24 protein-coding genes are annotated in these 25,008 nt (G+C 40.4%); 18 read left to right on the top strand and 6 right to left on the bottom strand.

Going from position 1 to position 25,008, the window contains the following annotated elements; all coding sequences use genetic code 11:
* The first annotated feature begins 13 nt into the window (after positions 1-13).
* The 10 genes from FTU70_RS11755 to pyrF all read left to right on the top strand — a co-directional run bounded on the left by FTU70_RS11755 (position 14) and on the right by pyrF (position 7,747).
* Positions 14-610 (top strand): 6-carboxytetrahydropterin synthase, encoded by a 597-nt coding sequence (locus tag FTU70_RS11755; RefSeq protein WP_104851897.1) that lies wholly within the window; start codon positions 14-16, stop codon positions 608-610.
* Positions 611-647: 37 nt separating this feature from the next.
* The gene (gene ung / locus FTU70_RS11750; protein ID WP_004976786.1) at positions 648-1,361 is read left to right on the top strand and encodes a uracil-DNA glycosylase; all 714 of its coding nucleotides are present in this window, start codon (positions 648-650) and stop codon (positions 1,359-1,361) included.
* Positions 1,358-2,479: an enoyl-CoA hydratase/isomerase family protein gene (locus FTU70_RS11745; RefSeq protein ID WP_004976784.1), complete on the top strand. Its 1,122-nt coding sequence runs from the start codon at positions 1,358-1,360 to the stop codon at positions 2,477-2,479. The genes ung and FTU70_RS11745 overlap by 4 nt, the downstream gene beginning before the upstream one ends.
* 27 nt (positions 2,480-2,506) lie before the next feature.
* Positions 2,507-2,998 (top strand): tRNA adenosine(34) deaminase TadA, encoded by a 492-nt coding sequence (gene tadA, locus FTU70_RS11740; RefSeq protein ID WP_004976782.1) that lies wholly within the window; start codon positions 2,507-2,509, stop codon positions 2,996-2,998.
* Between the two features lie 101 nt (positions 2,999-3,099).
* Positions 3,100-3,531 (top strand): SRPBCC family protein, encoded by a 432-nt coding sequence (locus tag FTU70_RS11735; protein ID WP_019836521.1) that lies wholly within the window; start codon positions 3,100-3,102, stop codon positions 3,529-3,531.
* 16 nt (positions 3,532-3,547) lie between these two features.
* Positions 3,548-4,240, top strand: coding sequence for a (d)CMP kinase (gene cmk, locus FTU70_RS11730; RefSeq protein ID WP_154320795.1), 693 nt, complete (start codon positions 3,548-3,550; stop codon positions 4,238-4,240).
* Positions 4,241-4,359: 119 nt separating this feature from the next.
* On the top strand, positions 4,360-6,036 hold the full coding sequence (gene rpsA / locus FTU70_RS11725) for a 30S ribosomal protein S1 (protein ID WP_004976774.1): 1,677 nt from the start codon (positions 4,360-4,362) through the stop codon (positions 6,034-6,036).
* Between the two features lie 159 nt (positions 6,037-6,195).
* A complete protein-coding gene (locus FTU70_RS11720; RefSeq protein WP_004976773.1) occupies positions 6,196-6,501 on the top strand; it encodes an integration host factor subunit beta in 306 nt (101 codons plus the stop codon).
* 17 nt (positions 6,502-6,518) lie between these two features.
* The gene (locus FTU70_RS11715; protein WP_004976771.1) at positions 6,519-6,884 is read left to right on the top strand and encodes a lipopolysaccharide assembly protein LapA domain-containing protein; all 366 of its coding nucleotides are present in this window, start codon (positions 6,519-6,521) and stop codon (positions 6,882-6,884) included.
* 182 nt (positions 6,885-7,066) lie between these two features.
* Positions 7,067-7,747 (top strand): orotidine-5'-phosphate decarboxylase, encoded by a 681-nt coding sequence (pyrF, locus tag FTU70_RS11710; RefSeq protein WP_180060630.1) that lies wholly within the window; start codon positions 7,067-7,069, stop codon positions 7,745-7,747.
* A gap of 121 nt (positions 7,748-7,868) precedes the next feature.
* On the opposite strand, the gene FTU70_RS11705 is transcribed toward pyrF, so the two are convergent.
* Complete coding sequence (locus FTU70_RS11705; RefSeq protein WP_004976767.1) at positions 7,869-8,774, bottom strand: lysine exporter LysO family protein; 906 nt, start codon at positions 8,772-8,774, stop codon at positions 7,869-7,871.
* 67 nt (positions 8,775-8,841) lie between these two features.
* Positions 8,842-10,320: an NAD(P)/FAD-dependent oxidoreductase gene (locus FTU70_RS11700; protein ID WP_180060629.1), complete on the bottom strand. Its 1,479-nt coding sequence runs from the start codon at positions 10,318-10,320 to the stop codon at positions 8,842-8,844.
* 169 nt (positions 10,321-10,489) lie between these two features.
* Between FTU70_RS11700 and FTU70_RS11695 the strand changes: the two genes are divergently transcribed.
* From FTU70_RS11695 to FTU70_RS11675, 5 genes are all read left to right on the top strand, one after another.
* Complete coding sequence (locus tag FTU70_RS11695) at positions 10,490-11,497, top strand: AraC family transcriptional regulator (protein WP_165492532.1); 1,008 nt, start codon at positions 10,490-10,492, stop codon at positions 11,495-11,497.
* An 89-nt stretch (positions 11,498-11,586) separates the two neighbouring features.
* Complete coding sequence (zapE, locus tag FTU70_RS11690; RefSeq protein ID WP_004976758.1) at positions 11,587-12,741, top strand: cell division protein ZapE; 1,155 nt, start codon at positions 11,587-11,589, stop codon at positions 12,739-12,741.
* 358 nt (positions 12,742-13,099) lie between these two features.
* Positions 13,100-15,265: a malate synthase G gene (locus FTU70_RS11685; protein WP_004976757.1), complete on the top strand. Its 2,166-nt coding sequence runs from the start codon at positions 13,100-13,102 to the stop codon at positions 15,263-15,265.
* Positions 15,266-15,464: 199 nt separating this feature from the next.
* On the top strand, positions 15,465-16,907 hold the full coding sequence (locus tag FTU70_RS11680) for an aldehyde dehydrogenase family protein (protein WP_136144233.1): 1,443 nt from the start codon (positions 15,465-15,467) through the stop codon (positions 16,905-16,907).
* Positions 16,908-17,022: 115 nt separating this feature from the next.
* Entirely contained in the window at positions 17,023-17,700 is a 678-nt protein-coding gene (locus tag FTU70_RS11675) for an SOS response-associated peptidase family protein (protein WP_096901413.1), read from the top strand.
* Positions 17,701-17,754: 54 nt separating this feature from the next.
* Here the strand turns inward: FTU70_RS11675 and FTU70_RS11670 are convergent, their stop codons facing one another.
* Positions 17,755-18,219 (bottom strand): MarR family winged helix-turn-helix transcriptional regulator, encoded by a 465-nt coding sequence (locus tag FTU70_RS11670; protein ID WP_004976754.1) that lies wholly within the window; start codon positions 18,217-18,219, stop codon positions 17,755-17,757.
* 777 nt (positions 18,220-18,996) lie between these two features.
* Here FTU70_RS11670 and FTU70_RS11665 point away from each other — a divergent pair.
* Positions 18,997-20,520, top strand: coding sequence for a TerC family protein (locus FTU70_RS11665; RefSeq protein ID WP_004976753.1), 1,524 nt, complete (start codon positions 18,997-18,999; stop codon positions 20,518-20,520).
* Positions 20,521-20,788: 268 nt separating this feature from the next.
* On the opposite strand, the gene FTU70_RS11660 is transcribed toward FTU70_RS11665, so the two are convergent.
* Positions 20,789-21,649: an alpha/beta fold hydrolase gene (locus tag FTU70_RS11660; protein WP_096901415.1), complete on the bottom strand. Its 861-nt coding sequence runs from the start codon at positions 21,647-21,649 to the stop codon at positions 20,789-20,791.
* 140 nt (positions 21,650-21,789) lie between these two features.
* Between FTU70_RS11660 and FTU70_RS11655 the strand changes: the two genes are divergently transcribed.
* Positions 21,790-22,242, top strand: a complete 453-nt coding sequence (locus tag FTU70_RS11655) for a hypothetical protein (RefSeq protein ID WP_004976749.1) — start codon at positions 21,790-21,792, stop codon at positions 22,240-22,242.
* Between the two features lie 173 nt (positions 22,243-22,415).
* On the opposite strand, the gene FTU70_RS11650 is transcribed toward FTU70_RS11655, so the two are convergent.
* Positions 22,416-22,652, bottom strand: a complete 237-nt coding sequence (locus FTU70_RS11650) for a hypothetical protein (protein WP_004976747.1) — start codon at positions 22,650-22,652, stop codon at positions 22,416-22,418.
* 572 nt (positions 22,653-23,224) lie between these two features.
* Positions 23,225-24,517: a branched-chain amino acid transport system II carrier protein gene (brnQ, locus tag FTU70_RS11645; RefSeq protein WP_154320787.1), complete on the bottom strand. Its 1,293-nt coding sequence runs from the start codon at positions 24,515-24,517 to the stop codon at positions 23,225-23,227.
* Positions 24,518-24,883: 366 nt separating this feature from the next.
* Between brnQ and FTU70_RS11640 the strand changes: the two genes are divergently transcribed.
* The coding region (locus FTU70_RS11640) for a MerR family DNA-binding transcriptional regulator (RefSeq protein ID WP_180060505.1) at positions 24,884-25,008 on the top strand (125 nt) is incomplete at its 3' end.

Below are 25,008 nucleotides of genomic sequence, written 5' to 3'. Positions count from 1 at the left end.
GACGTTAAGACCCATGTTAATTCGAAAGTTATTTAAGTTTGAAAATGCGCATATTGTGCGTAATTGCACTTCAGACCGCTGTAAGCGCTCGATTCATGGTCATAGCTATAAAGTAGAATTATTACTGAAAGCTTCAAAACTTGATCATGGACAAATGGTGTATGACTTTGGTTTGCTTAAAGGTGTAATCAAAGAATTATTTGATGCCTTCGATCATGCCATTTGTTTTTGGGAGCAGGATGACCCTGCATATATTCAAGCCTGCAAAACGTTCAGCGCACGTTGGGTATCTTTACCAGTATCGCCATCAGCAGAGCAGTTTTCACGTATTTTCTTTTATTTGGCACAACAAGTTTTGGCATCAACCATCACACAAAATGGGGAAGGTGATGTAGAAGTCTATTCTGTGATTGTACATGAAACTGATACAGGCTATGCACAAAGCTTTTTGGAAGATATTGAAAATGCGCAGATGGGATTGCTAAGTCTGGATCAAATTCATTTCTCTGAGCAAGTACAGACAGAATGGTCAGACCCACAAATGTATGAAAAATTAAAACAGGGGATGACATTCCAAAACCCGAATGTCGAGTTACAAGTTAAACTTTAAATCACATCATTAGACATCAACAAGGATTGATAGCGGTATGTCTTTTACTGAGCAGCAATATGCGAGCTTAAATAAAGTTCAGTTAGATGAGAGTTGGAAATACAATCTAGCTGAATTTTTATTGAGTCCACAAATGGATGCGCTACGCGATTTTTTGTTGCAGGAAAAACAACAGAATAAGGTGATTTATCCACCAAGTTCACTGATATTTAATGCTCTAAATACCACGCCTTTAAATCAGGTGAAAGTCGTGATTATTGGGCAAGACCCTTATCATGGACCTAATCAGGCACATGGACTTAGTTTTTCTGTACAAAGAGGGGTTGCATTGCCACCATCTTTGCGTAATATTTTCCATGAGTTACATACAGATTTAGGTGTGCCTATTCCAAGACACGGTGATTTAACGCATTGGGCAGAGCAAGGGGTATTGCTGCTCAACAGCGTGTTAACGGTAGAAGCAGGACAACCAACCTCGCACCAAAAGCAGGGTTGGGAAGATTTTACAGATCATGTGATTGATGTGTTAAATCAACAACGTGAGCATATTGTGTTTATTTTGTGGGGCGCGTATGCACAACGTAAAGGACAACGTATAGATCCAAATAAACATCTGATTTTGAAGGCAGCGCATCCATCCCCATTGGCAGCAAACCGCGGTGGTTTTTTTGGATGTAAAGTATTTTCAAAATCAAATAATTATCTTAAACAAAATGGCATTGAGCCTATAGACTGGCAGCTGGACGCATGACACATTCTCCCATTTCTAAAGAATATCATCCGGATTTAATTGTCGAAGAAGCAAATAACGGTTGGCGCATTGTACGTTTGAATCGCCCAAAATCTTTGCATGCTTTAGATGAATCTATTGTTTCTGCATTATTGGCAGTATTTGAAGACTTTCATACCGATGATAGCGTAAAAGCAATTTGGCTAGATTCGACCACACCAAAAGCATTTTGTGCAGGCGGTGATGTGCGTAAATTACGTCAGCTTGTCATTAATGATGAGGTTGCAACTGCCAATAAATTCTTTGAGCAAGAATATGCGTTGGACTTGTTGCTACATAACTATGCCAAGCCTGTTTTAGTGTGGGGTGAAGGTTATGTCATGGGTGGTGGCTTAGGTCTATTTATGGCTGCACCATTCCGTTTGGTGACACCGTATTCACGTTTAGCTATGCCAGAAATTAACATTGGTTTATACCCAGATGTAGGGGCAACTCGTTTCTTGGCTGACCGTGGTGCGATTGGCTTGTTCACAGGTTTAACGGGTTCAATTATGACTGCTGCAGGTGCGTATGGTATTGGTTGGGCAACCCATATTTGTGATGCACAACGCGCTTCTGTATTAGAAAAAGTCATTAATATTGACTGGAATCATTACCCTGCAGGTGACTTCCGTGCCATTGATGATACCTTGAACAGCATGCACCGTCCTGTAGGGCCTGGGCCGCTACAGAATTCTTTGGATGTGATTCAAAGCGTGTGCCGTGGTGTGAGTTTTGAAAGTGATTATGAATCCATCATTGGTCTAAGCGATGCACGTAGCGATTGGTTACGTCAAGCCAGTGAAAACTTGCAAAAAGGTTCACCAACCACAGCAGCTTTAACGTGGTTACTATGGCAATGGGGTAAGAAGGTTCACGCTTGGAATGAAGTGTTTGAACTGGAAACGCAAATTTCAGACTGGAAAATTCGCCACGCAGATTTTGTCGAAGGTGTGCGCGCACGTTTGGTCGATAAAGACCTTGCACCAGCTTGGCAGCAAAATGGGCCAGTGCAGCTCAAAACCATTTTTGCAGACAATCCACCTGTGACGAGCATTGAAAGCTGGAATGAGTTATTGAAACAATACGAGATTATTTAATTCGTATTGATTTTTACTCATATTTAAATGTCAGAACAGAACTATAGTGATGAAGACTGGATGCAGCTTGCCTATGCGCAGGCTGCTTTGGCTGCAGCACAGGGGGAAATTCCTGTGGGGGCTGTCATCGTTAGTCAAAATCAAGTGATTGGCGCGGGTTATAACGCGCCTATTTCCTTACACGACGCAACCGCACATGCCGAAATTGTGGCAATCCGTGCAGCATGTGATCATATTCAAAATTATCGTTTGCCTGAAGATGCCACGCTTTATGTCACACTGGAGCCTTGTACCATGTGTGTGGGTGCGCTCATTCATGCGCGAATCAAACGTGTGGTATTTGGAGCAACTGAACCCAAAGCCGGCTCATTGATCAGTGCTAGAAAGCTTTTAGAGTCAGGCTATTACAATCATATTTTTGAGTATCAATCAGGTTGTTTAGAGCAGCAATGTTCAGCCCAGTTGAGTGATTTTTTTAAGATGCGCCGTGCGCAAAAGAAACAACAAAAGCAGCAATAGTTGATAAATGACCTCCATGATCAAAACCAGTTCTGAGTTTTAGGCTTGATTTGCGTTAAACTAAATCAAACACAACATAGCATTCATCATCAGGGCAAACCATGCACGCTATTCAAATTAAAAAAGAATTTAATGCGCCAGTTGCGCAAGTATTTGAATTACTTTCTAAACATGCAACTTATAATATTGCGTTTGCACCAATGCAAGTGGTGCGCATTAAAGACTCTGCTGACCCTGAACGTCCAGATGGTGTAGGTTCGGTGCGTCGTATGGGGATTGGGCCAATTAAACCTTTGCAAGAGCAAATTACCGTGCTTGAACCGAATCAGCGGATTGAATATAAAATCATTAAAAATCCATTGATCAAACATCATTTGGGTACCATTGAATTTCAGCAAGTGGCAGATCACAAAACCTTGGTCACGTATAGCATTGAGCTACAAGCGCGAGTTCCGTTTGTGAGCAAAGCTATTCTTGCGCAGTTGAAAACTGCAATTAAAATTGGTTTATCCAAACTCGCAAAATCTCTCTAATCATTTCGGAAACAGCATGACGGTTCAAATTATTACCATTGATGGCCCTAGCGGTTCAGGTAAAGGCACACTCGCGGCAAAATTGGCAGCATATTATCAGTTTCATTTACTCGACTCTGGTGCGTTGTATCGTTTGTTGGGTTTGGCGTTACATAAGCAGAATTTGCTAGATCAACTTGATACTGAACTGAGTCAATGCGTTGCCATTGCAACACAGCTCAATATTCAATTTGTGACCCAGCCAGATGGCACACAAGTGTTGCTTGATGGTGAAGATGTCACGCAAACCATACGTACCGAACGTGTGGGGGAATATGCCTCAAAAGTTGCGGCAGTACCTGAATTGCGCACAGCATTACTTGCACGTCAGCATGCCTTTGCCCAAGCACCAGGCTTGGTTGCAGATGGACGCGATATGGCGACCAGTATTTTCCCAAATGCGCAGGCTAAAATTTATTTAACTGCTTCGGCAGAGTCACGTGCACAAAGACGAGTAAAACAGTTGCAGGGTATGGGGCTGGATGCTAAAATAAGCGACATTTTAGCGAATATACAGGCTCGCGACAAACGAGACATGGAGCGCACAGTTGCTCCGCTCAAGCCCGCAGAAGATGCTTACATCATTGATAGTTCTGAGTTGAACATTGATGAAGTGTTTGCATTAATGACGGCTTATGTCGATCAGAAGCTTGCTATTTGCCGCGCTTAACCGCGTGAAATAAACCTATTCAGCGAACGCATAGCTTGATCAGTTCTATACGGACTATGTAGACGCTTAACTAAACCGGCCTTGTCTGATCCAAGACCGCTGACTTTATCAGGTATATCATGACCGAATCTTTTGCAGCCCTCTTTGAAGAAAGCGAATTAAACCTCAACGTTGAAAAGGGTGCTGTCATCCAAGGCGTTGTAGTAAGCATCGACTCTGACTGGGTAACAGTTGATACTGGCCTTAAATCAGAAGGCGTTGTTGACCGCGCTGAATTCTTAAACGAACAACGCGAACTTGAAGTTCAAGTTGGTGACACCGTTGATGTTGTTGTTGAAGCACTTGACAACGGTATGGGCCAAACTGTTTTATCACGTGAAAAAGCGAAACGTGCTGAAACTTGGACTAAACTTGAAAAAATCTTTGAAGACGGCGAAATCGTTACTGGTGTTATCTCTGGTAAAGTTAAAGGCGGTTTCACTGTAGACATCGGTCCAGTTCGTGCGTTCTTACCAGGTTCTTTGGTAGACACTCGTCCTATCCGTGACACAACTCACCTTGAAGGTAAAGAGTTAGAGTTCAAAGTTATCAAACTTGATGCTAAACGTAACAACGTTGTTGTATCTCGTCGTGCAGTTATGGAAGCTGAATCTTCAGCTGACCGTGAAGCGCTTCTTGCTCAGCTTGAAGAAGGTCAAACTGTTACTGGTACGATTAAGAACCTTACTGACTACGGTGCATTCGTTGACCTTGGCGGTATTGACGGTCTTCTTCACATCACTGACATGGCTTGGAAACGTATCAAGCATCCATCAGAAGTGGTTGAAGTGGGTCAAGAAGTTACTGTTAAAGTACTTAAATTTGACAAAGAGCGTAACCGCGTATCTTTAGGTCTTAAGCAATTAGGCGAAGATCCATGGTTAGCGATCATGAGCCGTTATCCTAAAGGTTCTATCGTTAAAGCTCGCGTAACAAACTTAACTGACTACGGCTGTTTCGCAGAAATCGCTGAAGGCGTTGAAGGTTTAGTACACGTTTCAGAAATGGACCACACTAACAAAAACATCCACCCATCTAAAGTTGTTCAGATTGGTGACGAAGTTGACGTTATGGTTCTTGAAGTGGACGAAGAGCGTCGTCGTATTTCTCTTGGTATCAAACAAACTCGTGCTAACCCATGGGAAGAGTTTGCTAAGAACCACGACAAAGGTGAAAAAGTTTCAGGTACAATCAAGTCAATCACTGACTTCGGTATCTTCATCGGTTTACCAGGCGGTATCGATGGCCTAGTTCACTTGTCTGACATTTCTTGGAACGAGCAAGGCGAAGAAGCTATTCGTCGTTACAAGAAAGGTGACACTGTTGAAGCGGTTATCCTTTCTGTAGACGCTGAAGGCAACCGTATCAGCCTTGGTATCAAGCAATTGAACAGCGATCCATTCAACGATTTCTTAGCTGCTAACGAACGTGGTGCTTTGGTTAAAGGTACTGTAACTGCTGTTGATGCTCGTGGCGCAACTGTTAAGTTAGCTGACGAAGTTGAAGCAACACTTAAAGCATCTGAAATCAACCGTGATCGCGTTGAAGATGCAACTAAGTTCTTGGAAGTTGGTCAAGAAGTTGAAGCGAAAATCATCAACGTAGACCGTAAATCTCGCTCTATCAACTTGTCTATCAAAGCGAAAGACGAAGCTGAAGAGAAAGAAGCTGTTGCTAACTTGAAAACTGCAACTAGCGGTCAAGACAATGGTCCTAAGACAATTGGTGACTTGATCAAAGCTCAAATGGGCAACTAAGTTGCGGGTAAACTGTATGGTTAATGTAAATTAGCACATACTTTTTACACAAATACTGTAAACGGTAGCGTAGTATTCAATTATTACGCTACCGTTTTGTATTTAAACAGGTTATTATCAGTTTAGGTAAAAGTAGCTTGATAATTAAAGAGGTCGCAGATGACTACTGAAGCACTTAATAAGTCTGATTTGATAGAACGAATTGCTTTGAAAAATCCACATTTGGCTGAGCCATTGGTGGAAGAAGCTGTGAAGATCATGATTGATCAAATGATTGCATCACTATCGGCAGATAACCGAATTGAAATTCGTGGATTCGGTAGTTTTGCATTGCATCACCGTGAACCACGTGTAGGTCGTAACCCAAAAACAGGTAAGTCTGTAGAAGTTGCGGCTAAAGCTGTACCGCACTTTAAACCGGGTAAAGCACTACGTGATGCAGTAAACGAGTCTGTAAATAAATAAAATTCCTAGGGGTGTTTATGCGTTACGTTCTAGTCGCTATTTTAGTTATTCTATTTGGATATTCTCTGGCATTGGTTTTGCAAAACGGCACTGAACTTTCAGTTGACCTGTTATTTACTCAAGTGCCTGCAATGCGTTTGGGTCTATTGCTACTGATTACATTGGCACTTGGTTTGGTGCTAGGGTTATTGTTGGGCGTGCAGGTTTTCCGTGTATTCCAAAATAGTTGGGAAATTAAGCGACTACGTAAAGATATTGAATACCTACGCAAAGAGCAAATTCATGCAGCTCAACTGGCTGCTGCTGAAGCTGCTGCGCATACTCGTCATGAAAAAACGGTATTAGATGTGCATACTGAAGATCGTTCTTCTAATGCACTTTAATTTGCTCTGTTGAGCGAATTGATCATCAACACCTCAAGGTTATCTTGGGGTGTTTTTTTATGTGTGCCTTTGACGAATGGCTGATTATCGCTGCGATGGGGGATAAGCTGTCTTTTTGACTATCTGCTTGGCACGAATCACTTTATAATAGCGACTCTTTGTCAAATCCATAGGTAATTCTCTTGAGTATCATTGTTGCCCTCGATGCTAAAAGCCAATATGACGCCTTAATCATTGCAGAACAATTAGACCCTGCATTATGTCGAGTAAAAGTTGGTAAAGAGTTATTTACCCATGAAGGTCCTGCAGTCGTGAAAGCCTTGCATGACAAAGGTTTTGAGGTTTTTCTAGATTTGAAATTTCACGATATTCCAAATACAACGGCTCAGGCTGTATGTGCTGCAGCAGATTTAGGCGTATGGATGGTCAACGTGCATGCCTCAGGTGGTCGTAAAATGATGGAAACCTGTGTGGAGCGTTTAAAAGCAGGGAATTATCAGACTCAACTGATTGCAGTGACTGTACTAACCTCTATGGGGCGTGAAGATTTAAAAGATTTAGGTTTAGATATTGAGCCTTTTGAGCAAGTTCAGCGTTTAGCTAAACTCACTCAAGAAAGTGGTTTAGATGGTGTGGTGTGTTCTGCGCAAGAAGCCAAAATGTTGCGTGAAATCTTAGGGCAGGATTTTGCCTTAGTAACTCCAGGGATTCGTCCTGAAGGCTCAAATGCCGATGATCAAAAACGTATTGTGACTCCCAAACAAGCTATGCTGGATGGTTCTACGCATTTGGTGATTGGTCGTCCAATTACAAAATCTGAAAATCCACGTCAGACTTTGAAAGATATTTTAGCGACGCTTTAATTTTACTATCGCTGACTCTCTAAAAGGGAGATAAGCCCTCTCTCTAACTCTCGCCTAAATAGAGCGCAAACCCTCTCTCCAACTCTCTCCCAGAGGGAGAGAGGACAATTGTTGATTCTTTTTAAATAGCAGCCAATACACTTACAGCAATGGGTGCAAGGATTGACAATACAAATCCACTGACCATGGCATGTGGAATAAAATCGTTGCCACAGGCTTGTTTTACCATGGGCAAAGTGACGTCCATGGCAGTTGCGCCTGCGGCAGAAATTGCAGCACGTGGATAACGCCATCCCAAAATATACATCAGCAATATCGCAAAAATCTCTCTGAATAAATCATTCATTAACGCAATACTACCCAATTCGGCATTGCGAAGTTCCGACACCACAATCCCGCTCATGGAATAAAATCCATAACCTTGTGAGAGCATAAGCAAATCTTGTAGAGCGATGGGGAGCCAAAGTGCGCAAAGTAGTACCCCTGCAACTGAACCGAAAATACAGCCTACGGGCACCATTAAAATTTTCCAATTCAGCCAAGAACGATCTAAAGGCGAATAAGCGAGATCGAGTCCAATCATCCACATAAACAGCAACAGTAAATACCAAGTGTTGATCTGAACTTGGAAATCCATAGCACTAAAAAGTAGATGCAGCACGTAGCCTGCCAAAAGTGCAAAAAAGGCATAACTGATGTTGATGCAGGATTGAATCAACAACTGTAATGAAACTTTGCCTTGCGTTGCTTGCAGCCCCAAACCTTTGTAAAGCAAATAACAACACAGAAAAGCACCAATTGATGTAGCAAATGCAATCTGTAAAGCTGTAGATAGAATATGCGATGGCTGCTGTAGTGAACCGAGCGTTTGTGAAAATTCCATCGCAATTGCAATTAGCAGGATATAGCTAAAATATGGAAGCAGTTGAAACGCAATTTTTTCGATTATTCGAGGGAGGCGTTTTGCCAGTACAAAGCCTAGACATAAACAGCAGAGTAATTGGAAAATCAGCCAAAGAGATTGCATGAGATCAACAGGTGGGAGATAGATAAAAACCTGTTGATTATGCCAGTTTGCTTTTAAAAGCGGAAATTTATGCCGCTTTACTGATTAATCTGAAATCACTCGGATGCAGCGACTTGGTTTTTAGCCAATATTTCCAAGTATAGGTTGGCCAAAGTGCAAAGTTTTTTCCACCATCTTGTTGATACCAACTTACACAGCCAGATTGCCAAACCGTGTTATTTAGCATGTCTTGCACATCGTGGTTAAATTGATCTTGTACTTGATCTTTTACTACAATTGCATTGCTCTGTGATTGTGCCACCAAATCCATCATTTGCAGAATGTAATCGACTTGCGATTCGATCATAAAAATAACCGAGTTATGCGCCAAAACTGTATTTGGCCCAAGCAACTGAAACAGGTTCGGAAAACCTTTGTGGCTAATGCCGTAATAGCTTTCTGCGCCATCTTTCCATGCCTGTTTTAATTCAACGCCATGTTCACCAATGCAGCTAAATGGCTGTAGATAGATACGCGGATCGGTAATAAAGCCTGTGCCATAAATCAGACAATCAATTTTTCGCATTTTACCATCTTTGGTGATGATGCTGTCTGCAGTCAATTCCTGTATTGCATCAGTCACTAATTCGACGTTGTCACGGTTAAAAGTTGGGAAGTATTTATTGGACACTAAAATACGTTTACATCCCATAATGTAGTCAGGCGTGAGTTTTTGTGCCAATTGTTTGTCTTTGACCTGAAAACGAATAAAGGCTTCTGCCAGTTTTTGGGTATATTTCATCACGCTAGGTTGCATGATTGGAATTGCACGTGATTCATTCGACCAATACAAACGCGCACGATGCAACTTTCTAAACCAGTCTGCTTGTTTAAACAGTTTTTTCTCAATATTCAGATATTTGCGTTCATCTCGTGGAATGACCCATGCAGCTGTACATTGCATGACATATAACTGTTTAACTTGAGGTGCAATTTCAGGAATGTATTGAATCGCGCTGCCGCCTGTGCCAATAGATGCCACAACTTTGCTATTTAAGTTGTATTGATGATCCCATTGAGACGAGTGAAAAACCTTGCCCTGAAACTTTTCAATGCCTTTAATGTGCGGGATTTGTGGCACATGCAGTGGGCCAGAAGCAAAGACTAAATATTGGCAACTCAATTGTCTGCCATCTTTTAACGCAACATGCCATACACAGTCTTTTTCATGGTATTCGGTATGCACCACTTCGCTGTTAAATTGGCAATATTCGCGCAGATTAAACTGTTGCACCACATCTTGAATATACTGAAAAATTTCTGGTGCTTCGGCATAGCGTTTTGACCAGTCAGTTTTGGGTGCAAATGACAATGAATACAGATGCGACTGCACATCACAAGCCGCGCCAGGGTATTGATTTTCACGCCAAGTACCACCCACTTCATTAGACTTTTCTAAAATTACAAAGTTATGAATGTTGCGTTGTAGCAAACGAATCGCCATGGCTAATCCACCAAAGCCTGCGCCAATAATTGCGACTTGATAATGAGCTGCTGCATCCTGCATGAAGACATCCTTATATTTATTTTGTTTGACTTGAGTTTGTTTGAGTCAGGATAGAATAAGCCAGCATGTGGTAACATGATCGTGCTGACATAAAAATTGATATTTTCGGCAATTTCTATCTGTGGATGAATCGGGTAAAAAGGATATTCCGTTTCGCACTGTTCATTTTATGAAAAGATCCATACTTGGCTTAATGTATTTAATACAAGGCATGCGTAAAGCAGGCGTTGATGTCGATGCAAAATTGCAAAGTATCGGCTTGCGTGCAGATGCGCTGGATACCAGTTCAATTATTCATCCGAGTTTGGAATGGGATATTCTCAAAGTCATTGGTGAAGATGTAGAGCCTGAAATGGGGCTGTTTATTGGACAGCATTATGCTTTGGCAGGTTATGGTCCTTTACTGATGTTATTGGTGACCAGTCCAGATATTGCCACTGCATTAGAAAAAGGGATTCAATATCAGGGATTGACGCATTTAAGCGGGAAACTGAGTTTGCAACATAGCACGCGACATATTGCCTTGTGTTATCAACCCAATGATTTACATAGTAGTTTAGGTGTATTGCGTGCGCAGTGTGAAATTTCAGGCACGTTCAAATTTATTCAAGACCTATATAAAATGATGGGGATGAGTGCGCCACGTATTCGCATAGAATTGCCATTTGCACAGCCGCAGCAAAGTGAAGTTTTGCAAACTTTTTATGATTATTACGGTCAAGATATTGTTTTTAATCAACCCCAAGCAGCGTTTTGGTTTGATGATGCAGTTCTCACAGCACGTATTCCATCTGCCGATGCAGTCACTTTTAGTAGTTATGAAGCCAAATGCGTGATTGAGTTAGAGCGACTTAAACTCGAAGATGATGCGCCTTCGGTGGTACAGCGCGTAAAAGATTATTTGGAATTACAACAAGGCAGTATGCCGAGCATGGCAGAAACAGCACATGCTTTGCAAATTCCTGAACGGACATTGCGCCATCAACTGCAACAATTGAACACTAGTTACAAACAAATTCGTGAAGATCTTATCAAAGATAAAGCATTGCGATTAATTGAATATCAGGAATATTCAATTGAAATGATTGCAGAGTTACTTGGTTATTCAGAACCCGCAGCATTTAATCATGCCTTTAAGCGGTGGTTTGGACAAAGTCCACGCCAATATACAAAATAGCCTAAGTATTTTGCAAACTATGCCAAAGTGCTATATCTCGTGATTCGATCTTCGTTATAATCTATTTGCCCAAATAAGTACTGATGAATATGTCTGATTTTAATTCGCCACAAACCACAGCCTTTACTCCATTATCGCCTGCGGAGCGTTATGCACAAGCGTTAGCCTCTGGACAATTTATGCCAGATGATGCGCAGGCGCAGGCTGTACACGAACTTGAGCGTGTGTGGCAGGAATTAATTCAACGCTATAAAGCATCAAAAAAAGCGTTCCGCCGTTTCCGCCGCCAAACAGCACCACAGGGTGTTTATATGTGGGGTGGTGTAGGTCGTGGTAAAACATGGCTCATGGATCAGTTTTACGACTCGATTCCATTTAGACGTAAAACACGTATGCACTTTCACCACTTTATGCAGCATGTGCATCGTGAACTGAACAAACTTTCAGGGCAGCGTAACCCGCTCGATTCTGTTGCAGACCAAATTTATAAAGATGCAGTGGTGATTTGTTTCGATGAATTTTTCGTATCTAACGTGACTGATGCGATGATTCTGAGTGACTTGTTCCAAAAATTATTCCATCGTGGCATTACTTTGGTGGCAACATCTAACATCGCCCCAGACGGTTTATATAAAAATGGTATCCATCGAGATCGTTTTATTCCAACCATTGAAATGGTCAAAAAACATTGCCAAGTGCTAAATGTCGATGCTGGTGTAGATTATCGCTTACGTGTTTTGAAACAGGCGCAATTATTTAAATCGCCTTTAACGCATGATAATCAAAACTGGATGGCACAGCGTTTCAGTGCTTTGAGTAATACACAACATTATTCTTCTGAGCCAATTATTATCAACCAACGTATTGTTGAAACAATTGCGCATACTGAAGATGTGTTGTGGTGTGAATTTTCAGAACTGTGCTTTAAACCGCGTAGTCCTGCAGACTTTATTGAAATTGCCAACATCTACAACACGGTTTTGGTGAGCAATGTACCGCATTTAACAGACTTCTTGTCTGAAGGAACACGTCGTTTTATTTATTTGGTCGATGAATTTTATGATCGTGGTGTCAAGTTATTACTGACTTCTGAAGATTCGATTATTGAAATTTATCAGGGCGAAAAACTGGCATTTGAAATTGAACGCACACGTTCACGTTTATTGGAAATGCAGTCTGATGATTACTTAAATGAAGAACATCGACAGATACAGGCCACCGAAGCCAAACATCAAATCAGTTGATCTTTTAAGCGCCTAGAACTAGGCGCTTTTTTATGATAGAAAAGATGTGACTGTTGGTTTTATCGACATTTTGTCATAAACATGGCTTAATCTTGAAGGGTTGCAATAAGACTGACGTCGATTTTTACAACAAAATCTGAACTTAAGTCTAATTTCGACATTTCAAAAACTTTATACACTGTAAAAGTGTATTTAGATGAGTAATAGTGTCGTGTTTCTGATCAGGATTTATGATGATTGTTGTCATTCATCTTGTAATAAATGATCGTTATTTTGAAATGTGATAATACTATTCAGCTAAATATAAATCAGTATACTAGAATCTCTTGTATAAAAAGTAGCAATATCAGGAAAGACAATGACTGCACGTATTCAAAAAGGCAAGTTAGCGATTGCTAAAGAACTTTACGATTTCATCGAAAATGAAGCATTACCAGGTTCTGGTTTGGACAGTGATACATACTGGAAAAACTTTGAGCAAGTCGTTGTCGATCTTAGCCCTAAGAACAAAACATTACTCGCAAAGCGTGATGAGCTTCAGGCTAAAATTGATGAATGGCACCGCAATAATACATTTGAATTAGAAGCTTACAAAGCTTTCTTGACTGAAATTGGCTACTTATTACCAGAAGTAGAAGATTTTCAAATTACCACCGAAAATGTTGATGAAGAAATCGCATTATTGGCTGGTCCACAGCTCGTAGTACCTGTACGTAACGCACGTTATTGCTTGAACGCAGCAAACGCACGTTGGGGTTCGTTATATGACGCACTTTACGGTTTTGACGTTATTTCTGAAGAAAATGGCGCAGAAAAAGGTAAAGGCTACAACCCAGTTCGTGGTGAAAAAGTAATTGCATTCGCGAAAAACTTCTTAAATGAAACTTTCCCATTGGCGCAAGGTTCACATGCCGACGCGACTCAATATGCTGTAGAAGCAAACAAACTTGTTGTTCGCCTAAAAGATGGTTCTACAACAACTGTTGCGGATAGCTCTAAATTCGTTGGTTACAATGGCGAAGCTTCTGCACCAACTGAAATCGTACTGAAAAATAACGGCCTGCACGCAGTCATCCAGATTGATGCAAACAGCCCAATTGGACAGACAGATGCAGCTGGCGTGAAAGATGTTGTGCTTGAAGCGGCTGTAACGACGATTCAAGACTTGGAAGACTCTGTTGCAGCAGTTGATGCTGAAGAAAAAGTTGAAGGCTACCGTAACTGGTTAGGCTTGATGAAAGGTACGCTTGAAGAGTCTATCGAGAAAAATGGCAAGACCATTACCCGTAAACTAAATGCTGACCGCACCTTCAAAAATGTTGAAGGCGGTGAGACCAAGGTTCATGGCCGTTCATTGATGCTGCTTCGTAACGTGGGTCACTTGATGACAAACCCGGCGATCCTTGTAGATGGCGAAGAAATTTATGAAGGCATCATGGATGCATTGGTCACTCCATTGCTTTCTGTGGCTGATATCCGTGGTGAGAACACGATCAAGAACTCACGTACCGGTTCTATGTATATCGTTAAGCCAAAAATGCACGGTCCAGAAGAAGTAGCATTTGCGGTTGAGCTGTTTGAACGTGCTGAACAAGCGCTTGGCTTACCTGCTAAAACCCTGAAAATCGGTATCATGGATGAAGAGCGTCGTACCTCTGTTAACCTGAAAAACTGTATTGCTCAGGCGAAAGACCGTACCATCTTTATTAACACCGGTTTCATGGATCGTACAGGTGATGAAATCCATACCTTCATGGAAGCAGGTCCATTTGTTCGTAAAGGCGAAATCAAAGGCCAAAAATGGTTCCCAGCTTACGAAAACCGTAACGTCATGGTAGGTCTACAAACAGGTCTACGTGGTAAAGCACAGATTGGTAAAGGCATGTGGCCAAAACCAGACATGCTGTTAGACATGTACAAAACCAAGACTGAACATCCTGAAGCAGGCGCAAGCTGTGCATGGGTTCCGTCTCCAACAGGTGCAGTGATTCACGCGATTCACTACCATCAAATTAATGTAGCAAACCGTCAGCAAGAATTGCTTGCAACTGAAGCATTGCCTTTAGATGATTTGTTAACTCCACCTCTTGCAACTGATACCAACTGGTCTGAAGAAGAGAAACTAAAAGAACTGGAAAATAACTGCCAAGGTATCTTGGGTTATGTCGTTCGTTGGGTTGATCTGGGTGTAGGTTGTTCTAAAGTTCCAGACATCAATGATGTGGGCCTGATGGAAGACCGTGCAACTTTACGTATTTCTTCTCAGCACGTTGCCAACTGGTTACGTCACGGAATTGTAACGCGTGAACAGGTTGAAGAAGTAATGCAGCGCATGGCGAAAATTGTAGATCAACAAAATGCTGATGATCCACTATACACGCCTATGTCTAACGACTTTGCTAATAACATTGCATTCCAAGCTGCATCTGACTTGATCTTCAAAGGTGGCGAGCAACCTTCTGGTTACACAGAGCCACTTTTACACGCAGCGCGTTTAAAGTTAAAAGGTTATACAGGTGATTAATCCTTTAGGATTTGATTTACTGATTGTGTAATACAAACAAATGAGCCTCTTCGGAGGCTTTTTTGTTGCCTGTATTTTGCTTATGGTTTTTTGAAAATTTTGCAGCTGAATAGTTACAGGATGTACTTGCTGCTAGAAAAACATCAAGCTGCGGAGTAGAGTGAAAGTCATATATAAAAAGTAGCGCAAGGACAAATACATGCCAGCATATCAAGATTTGAATCAACAATTTATTGGCGGCAAGTGGTCGGTTGGGACATCTACTAAAACCATTCCAAACTTGAATCCATATCATCAAACTACAATTTTTGAGATGCAGGGCGCCAGCGTGGTAGATGTTGATAGTGCCTATAGTACAGCGCAAAAAGCTTTTGATGAACAATTGATTCAATCCACAAGTCTGCGTCAATACATCATTAAGAACTTAGAGCAAGTCATTCAGCAACGACGCGAAGAAATTATCCAGTGGCTGATTGATGAGTCGGGCAGTACCCGTTTAAAAGCCAATATCGAAGTCGATGCTGCTTTAGGGATTATTCAAGAAGCTGCACAATTTCCCGAGCAAATGACCACGACGCAACTGGAAAGCAAAGATCCGAAAGTCCGTAGTGTTGTTTTGCGTAAACCTTTGGGTGTTATTGCTGTGATCAGTCCGTGGAATTTCCCTTTCCATTTGTCTATGCGTTCAGTGGTTACAGCGATTGCTTGTGGTAATAGTGTAGTGCTCAAACCTGCCAGTGATACGCCAGTCACAGGTGGAACTATACTCGGTAAACTGTTCGAAGAAGCAGACTTGCCTGCAGGCGTACTCAATGTGGTGGCGGGTGCGAGTCGTGAAATTGGTGATTACTTTGTTGAGCATGCAACTCCTAAAATGATTTCATTTACAGGCTCTACAGAAGTTGGACAGCATGTAGGGCAACTGGCCGTTGCGGGTGAGCATTTAAAACGTGTCGCCTTAGAACTCGGTGGCAATGCACCTTTAGTCATTTTGGATGATGCAGATATAGATTTGGCCGTAGAACTAACTGTGATGGGGCGCTTTTTGCATCAAGGTCAAATTTGCATGAGTACCAATCGGGTCATTGTCGATCAGTCTATTTATGCAGCCTATCTTGAAAAATTGTTAGCAAGTGTGTCGCAATTAGTAGTAGGTGATCCGAATAAAAATGACACCTTGATTGGACCAATTATTAATGCAGAACAGGTGAAAAAGCATCAGCATATTATTCAAAAAGCACAGGCGCAGGGTGCAGAATTGGTTTATGCGGGCGGGGTTACGGGGAACTTAGTTGCACCACATGTTTTTGTGAATGTCGCTGCCGATTCAGAAATTGTACAAAATGAAAGTTTTGGACCTATTTTACCGATTCTCAAAGCAGCAGATACCGCACATGCCTTACAGTTAGCGAACGATACACGCTATGGTTTATCTGCTGCTGTATGCACTACAAATGTAGAACGCGGTGCAGAATTTGCAGCACAGTTTGATGTTGGAATGACACATATTAATGGTATTACCGTTGCCGATCATGCCAATGCACCGTTTGGTGGTGAGAAAAACTCAGGCTTAGGTCGTTTTAATGGGCGCTGGATATTTGAAGAATTTACCCGCACGCATTGGCTGACATTGCCAGCTTAACGGTAATTATTTGTCCTGCGTTTTGTTTGAGTAAGAAGGAATGCGTGGGTGCGCACTTACTGTTCATGATCAAAACGCATAATATAGTGCGTGTGTCTAATCATCCAATTTGTATATGTGTGCCAATTTTAAACCAATAAGCATAGCGCAATTATCTGCATTAGGTCTGCCTGAAATTCCGTTTGAATATGCTGAAGAAGCGTATCCAAATTCGAGTGTGCCACTATTGTTTAAGTCTGAACAAGGTTTAGAGTGGCGCTCGGTGAATTTTGGCTTGATTCCCAAATGGGCGGAAGACAGAAGTATTGCGCAAAAAACCTATAATTGCCGTAACGAAACTTTATTAGAAAAACCAAGTTTTAGTGAAGCTGCTTATAAGTGTAAATTTGGCGCGATTGTTGTGTCAGAATTTTATGAATCCAAATATATAGACAGTAAACCGCAGCGTTGGGGTGTACGTCGTAAAGATGGACAGGCCTTTTTTATTGCAGCACTGTATGAAATTTGCCGTTTAAAGGATGGGCAAGGCACGGAAGAAATTGTCCGTTCTGCGAGTATGATTACCATGGACGCAATTGATCACGCGATGATGAAGGAATTTCATGAGCCTGGGCCAGTCAAACGTTCTGTTATTGTTATTCCACATGCACGTTTAGATGAATGGCTAAGTTTGAAAACACCGAACATACACAGCTTTGTGCAGGGCTTTCCTTTAGACGAGTTTGAGTGTTCACATGTACCAAAAGCAAAGATCGAAAAAGTAAGCCCCCAGCTCAATTTTTTCGATCTTTAAGTACATCTTGTGCTTATATAGGATAAGAACAGATGTGGAACAATAACGTGATGTTTAGCGTGCTAAATTATTAAAAATATGACGTAAACTTTCCATCATTTTTTCAATTTGTAGTGGAGTTAAACCATCAAATGACTGCTCTAAAACAACGCTAGTCAGATCATTAATTTTGTTGGTCATCTCATTACCTTTTTCAGTAAGCACGACACGAGTGATACGCGCATCATCATCACAAGAATAAGTTTCAACCAAACCTTCATCTTTTAAACGATAAACAATTTTAGTTGTAGTTGACATTTTTGACACCACCATGTCTGACAAATCAGACACACTCGCATGTGCTTTTGACCTTAATGCCAATAAAATACGACGGCGAGAATTATCTAAACCATACTTTTTAAGTGCCTGATCGACATTCTGTACATATTGAGCATGTACTTGTGTGACCCAATAATACGGAAATTGTTCAATATCATATTGGTCGGCGGATGGTAGAAATTTTGAATATTTCTTGGACATTGCATATTCCCTGCATTGTTTTAATTGTATTTTTGATATTTCACATTTTATGTGAAAACTCATGTGCTTAGCAAGATGCTTTCAGTGGCTAAAATTTGGTTGAAATCTGACGAAATATGATGAATCTCGATTTAGAAGCTGGCTTTGAAATGGCTATTTTTCCAAGCGCGTAGGCATTTGTTTAAGTTCAATCCATATTCATGTGTCATATCAATTAATCCTATAGAATTGTTTTAGTTTGGATTAGTAGTGAGTTATCTGGTTTTATAAGTTGAATTATCAATTTAACCATCAACTTAGGCTGCATTTTAGTTAAAAAAATACATTTGTACACTTGGCTTTTAGGTAAAAGTGCGGGTTATTGCGTTGAATTTTGCAAAAAAATTATAAGCTTTGGTCTAATCTTTTAACAATAGTTGTTTTTTATCAATATTTTAAGTTTAGATTAAAGTGTGGGTTGGCTTACAGTTGTAATCTATGACTAATGCGTCTAAAAATACATTACAATTCATTTGACATTTTTAATCCATTCTCACGGCTTTTGTTTGGCTGTCATCGCTCTAAAAAAATTAAGAATGTGAAAAATAAAGTAAAAACCTTCTTATAGATCGTACTGTTTAGTTTTATTCAAAAAAATTAAAAATTTAATTACAAATGTTCAAGATTGTGCATAATTAAGCTATCTATTGCTAAAAAGGTTACTTTTATGGATCCGTCGCCGTGCGCAGGTCTACTTTATATTTCGATTTCTGCTAACTATCTCGGAGCTATGAACTAATGGAGTTTTTATTAGATCCGGGAATATGGGTTGGTTTAATTACACTTATTATTCTAGAAATCGTATTAGGTATTGATAACCTAGTCTTTATTGCAATTCTTGCAGAAAAATTACCCCCAGAACAGCGTGATAAAGCCCGTGTGATTGGCTTATCTTTAGCGTTGTTTATGCGTTTAGGATTGTTATTTGCAATCTCTTGGTTGGTTACTTTAACCGAACCGTTAATTACCTTATTTGAAAAAACCTTTTCAGGGCGTGACCTCATTCTCTTGGGTGGCGGTTTGTTCCTCGTCTATAAGGCGGTAGGAGAGTTGCATGAGAAGATGGAAGGCAAACCCGAAGTCAAAGTCACGACCAATGTGGTTTATGCAAGTTTTGCCGCAGTTGTAGCACAAATTGTTGTTCTAGATGCAGTTTTCTCTTTAGACTCAGTCATTACCGCAATTGGCATGGTCGACAACATCTATGTGATGATGGTTGCCATGGTGGTTGCAATGTTGGTGATGTTACTTGCATCTAAGCCATTAACTGCTTTTGTGAACCGTCATCCAACAGTGGTGATTTTGTGTTTAAGCTTCTTACTATTAATTGGTATCAGCTTGATTGCAGAAGGTTTTGGCTTCCATATCCCTAAAGGTTATATCTATTCGGGTATTGGTGTTGCGATTGCTATTGAAGCGTTTAACCAATTTGGTCAGCGCAATGTTGCAAAACATGAAGCAAAAATTCCGTTACGTCACCGTACTGCAGATTCAATTTTAAAATTGATGGGGGGGCGAGTTGAAACCAGTAGCCCTGATTTGCATAACGAAGCGCAAGAAGCGTTTGCAGATGAAGAACGCTACATGATTGGTGGTGTCTTGACCTTGGCAGAGCGTTCAGTCGCATCAATTATGACGCCACGTAGCCAAATTTCATGGGTCGATATTGAAGATTCACCTGAACAAATCCGCGAACAGATTCTATCTGTACCACACAGCTTATTCCCAGTGTGTCGTGGTAGTTTAGATAAAGTCATTAGTATTGTACGTGCCAAAGAGTTGTTGGATGTATTGGACGAAGAAGAAGAGCTTAAAGCTTTAATTAAACGTCAGCGTCCAATTTACATTTTTGAAAAAATGAAAGTGATTGATGCGATCAATACGTTACGTACCTCTAAAGGTTCTTTGGTTTTAGTCAGCGATGAGTTTGGTAATGTTCAAGGTTTGATTTCACCGCTTGATGTGTTTGAAGCGATTGCAGGTGAATTCCCTGATGCAGACGAACAGTTAGATTTGGTTAAAACCAATGAAAACGAATGGAAAGCAACAGGTATGCTGGATTTATACCAGCTTGAACTTGAACTGGGTATGATGGATCTGATTGAAGAAGATGCAGGCTACATTAGCGTTGCAGGTTTGATTTTAGATAAAACCCAAGGTGAAGTTCAGGTCGGCACGCAGTTGGATTATCAAGGTGTGCACTTTGAAGTGACAGAACTTGATGGTAACCGTATTAAAACTGTGATGATTCGCTTACGCTAATTACTAAGCTTTGAATTAAATCACTCAAAAAGCTCTACCGAAATGGTGGAGCTTTTTTATGGTGTAATAAAAAGATTGTGATGTTTCATCCTGAAAATGTGTATCAGCGATAAGTCTGGATTTTAAAAAGCTGAACATGAAATGTGGCATGGAATAGAAAAAAAGAAACAACCAAACAGGATTACAAATTTGGTTGCTTAAACAGGGAAAAGAAAAAGCGAGAAACTAAAACAAATGTTTAATTTGTATGTGACTTCGCCACTAAAAATTAAACTGCCAATTGATTTTCAATCACATTCCATAAATTTCGATGTGACTTTTTAAACATCGCCATATGCCCAATGGCTTTATGCTGATAACGCTTTGGTTTAAGTTCAATCATATTAGTCGATGCATGGGGATAGAGACGGAGTAAATCTTTCACATTGGCTTCGGTGGCAATCTCATCATCCGAACTCCAAATAGCAGTAATCGGGCAACGAATTTCATCGTGATAATGCTGTGAAACTGTTTTGCCTATAGCATTGATGACATAGCCGGGTTTGCTACAAAATTGTGCCCATTGTTGGGCCACATTTTTAGGTAGGTTTTCGCCCATGCCAATTGCATTGGTTGGGCCATAACCATGTGTGATTCTGGCAAGTGGAAAAATAACTTTAAACATCACAGGGGCAAGTAGGCGAGTACGACCTTTTAAACCTTTTGTGTGGCCTGTAGAGCCTGAAACAGCTACGACTTTTGCCACTTTATGATATTCAGGATTAATCCCCAGTAATTGTCCGCCTGCGCTGTGTCCCAATAAAACCACTTGTTCAGCTTGCGTTTTTTGCAGCAAAGTATTTACTGCTGCAGGAATATCTAACTGCCCCCAATCAACAATACTGGCTTCACATTGTTTCAATGGTTCGTGTAACGAATCACCAATACCACGAAAATCAAAACACAGCACAGCATAGCCTTGTTCATTTAGCCATGTGGCAAAAGCGTGATAAAAATTCTTGGTAATGCCTGTCGCGGGACAAATCAAGACGGGTAGACGCTGTGCTTGTGTATATTGATTTGGATAATAACGGGCAGCGAGGGCATAACCATCTGCACATATAATATTTAAGCTTTCAAATGTGCTCATAATGTTTTAAGGATGATGAGAATAAAGTTACTTTACACGAGTTCCAAAAAGAAACTTGTATTTATTCTGACTCTAAAGTCAAGCTTAGTAGTCTGCGAGTGTAGTTAAATAGCCACACGAAAAATAAAAGAGTGTTAAACATGGAAAGTTTATCTTTGGCAGTGCGCCTTGCGATTATTTTCAGTGGAATATTTTTGTGGGTGGGGATGCTTACAGGCGTGTGGAAATATTGGCAAATTCGTGCTTCTGCCCAAGCGCGTGCTCATTATTATGTGGATATCGCACATCGCAGTAGTTTGTTATATGCACCTGCAAGTTTAATTTTAGCGGTCTTGGCTTATTTTTGTATTTGGGATGCCACTGTAATTTTAATTTGTGTGATTCTAAATTTAGTATTTTTTAGCTTTTCTATTCTGAGTTATATCTTGCATGGATTGCTTAAAGATACCACTAATCAATTTAAACAACCGCATCAAATTGCAGCATGGACATTGCCAAGTTGGTGCATGAGTTTGGCGATGCTGTTATTGATTGTGGCTGAATTGGGTGGGACTAGTGTGTTATTGCTTGGCGCAATCTATGGATTGTTGTAATTCTAATTGCTCAGTTTAATTTTTTCTTGGTAGCCCGTAGAAGATTTTGAGATTTTTGCTGTAGATCAGGAATGATGATTAGAATCTACTTTTTGAGTTTGGCGGCAGAGGAGTGATCCATCTGCCGCAAAGTGAAAGCGAAAAAGCTAAAATGAGTGGGTGCTAGGGTATGATTAATGAACTTCTACGTTTTTATGTTCACGAAACTTTTGGTCAATGGATGTCCAAATCGCAAAGGCTATACATACCAATAAGGCATATAAAAAATAGGTTGGTTTCAAGTTGCCTTGAATTGAGCCTTGGAGCAATAGGGTCAGCATCAGTGCAAAAGTGGTGCTTAAAAAAGTAACTAGATTTTGGTTAGCCTTCAGAGCGTTAATGAAGACTTGCGTATTGAAATGTGAAAACATCTCCATCCCTCCTTGTTATAAATCACTAAAATCAGAGCATTTTAGTCAGATTGGTTTTATTGTTCTACCTTGTTTAGCAAACTATTTCAAGCCCTTATAGTCATATTTTGATAAAAAACATCATTTTCATATGAAATACTACTATTTGTTATCATTTATTTACAAAATAATAAAAAGTAGTGTGTTTTTTAAGCCATTTAAATACGATTTCAATCGTACTTGCATATTTTATGCCAGCTAATTTTGAGGGCGACTATACGACTTTAGCGTTAATTTGAGCTCTGCTTAAAATGGGTGAATGATTTATTTTGTTTTAGTTTTTTATTGAAAATATTTTAATTTCATTTGTTTATTTATACCAAATAATTATTTGGGTTGCTATTATCATGACTGATAAATTGCCTTAAAAAGAGGCAGTTTTAGCACAAGAAACAATAAGTGCGGGTTTGGGTAAAACCTGACAATTATTGTCTAACTTAAATTCGTATTTGGATAAAACACGACTTTAATACAATACAGCTCGAAAATAGAGCATGACTTGAAAAAATAGCCGAGCTCGAAGTCCGTACTGGCTATTTTTTCATTCGATCATGAATTGTAGCGAATACAAAAATCAGTAATGCAGGAATCAACCAAGCGAGGTTTTGTTCACTCAGGGGAAAATTGGTCAGTGTGGTTGGCAAGAATCTAGCTAAGTCTGCGGCCTTCATTGCATCAATGATGCCAAAGAGCAATGCAACTGCGGCAGTAGGTGCAATCACGCGGGTTGGAATACGGAATAATCCCCAGAAAAAGCTGAGTAGAATGACCACAATTGCAGGTGGATAAATCGCGCTTAAAATAGGCACTGAAACTGCAATGAGTTTGGTGAGTCCAAGATTGGAAATAACAAAGGCAAAGCCCACTAAAATAAATACCCAACGGCGATAATGAATTTTAGTAATTTGCTCAAAATATCCAGCACATGCGCATGTCAGTCCAATTGCCGTAACCATGCAGGCAATAAAAATCATTGCAGCTAAAAATACCGAGCCAAATCCGCCAAAAGCATGTTGCACATAGGCATGTAAAATGACTGCACCATTACTGGCATTGGCGGCAACATCGTGACTGCCCATCCCCAGTTTAAATAGGCTTAGATAAACTAAAGTTAAACCGATCCCTGAAATTAAACTTGCCCATACCGCATAGCGGGTGATGAGTTTTTTATCAGTTACGCCACGTGAACGAATCGCATTAATAATCACAATCCCGAATACCAATGCACCTAAGGTATCCATAGTGAGATAACCGTTAATAAAGCCTTCAGATACAGGACTGTTCACATAATTGTGAATGGCAGGTGAAATTGTACCTGTCGGAATAATAAATGCAGTGATGCCTAAAATTAGTAATGACAGAATTTTAAGCGGGGAAAGTACATAGCCCACTGTATCTAAAATTTTGTGTGGATACAGTGAAACTAACATCACCAAGGCAAAATAGATGGCGCTATAAATGAATAAGGTGCTCGCGGAATCGCCAAAATAGGCAGAGAAACCAATTTCATAAGATACGGTAGCGGTACGTGGTGTGGCGAAAAGCGGGCCAACCGCTAAATAACAGACGACTGTTAAAATTAAGCTCGCGATTTTGCCTAAAGGCGAACTTAAAATTTGTATAGAACCTTCGACACGTGACAACGCCATAATGGTAATCACGGGTAAGCCAACTGCGGTAATGAGAAAACCGAGCGCAGCAAGCCAGACGTGTTCGCCCGCTTGCTGTGCCACGATAGGTGGGAAAATAATATTACCTGCACCAATAAACAGCGCAAAGGTCATAAAACCCAAGGCAATAATATCCCGTGTGCGTAAATTCGTCATGGGAGAGAAATAAGATGTAAACAAAAGAAAGCGATTTTAGTAGATCGAGCTATGATTTTCTAATTTATTTTATAGGTCATATGAATATTTTTTATGATATGTGTTTGTAGGCTATTTTAATCTTCACTATAAAAATTAAATAACTTACTGTTTATCTGATGTATTTTTGAAAAATGCTGATCCCACATAGTATAGATGGCTTATCTAGTATAAGTTTTGGTTGCTATTTTAAATGCGCAGTTCTTAAACAAAACTGTTGGTCGCATGACGATGGATACTTGTTTGGCAGCTTGAGCTGATTTTACAAGCCGAAAGGGTTAATAACTGCTAGTTGAAATCTACCTATTTCTATATTATTATATATAAATGAGTAGATATGTTAGTATTGGCGTTGCAGCTAAAACACTGGGTGTTTCCATCCAAACCCTAAGAAGATGGGATGAGGAAGGCACTTTAGTCGCAGATAGAACCCCAAAAAATCACAGACGTTA

The sequence above is a fragment of the Acinetobacter sp. YH12135 genome (assembly GCF_013418565.1).
Lineage (GTDB): Bacteria > Pseudomonadota > Gammaproteobacteria > Pseudomonadales > Moraxellaceae > Acinetobacter > Acinetobacter towneri.
The sequence above is the reverse complement of the archived record's forward strand: the minus strand, read 5'-3'. Positions and strand labels throughout refer to the sequence as shown.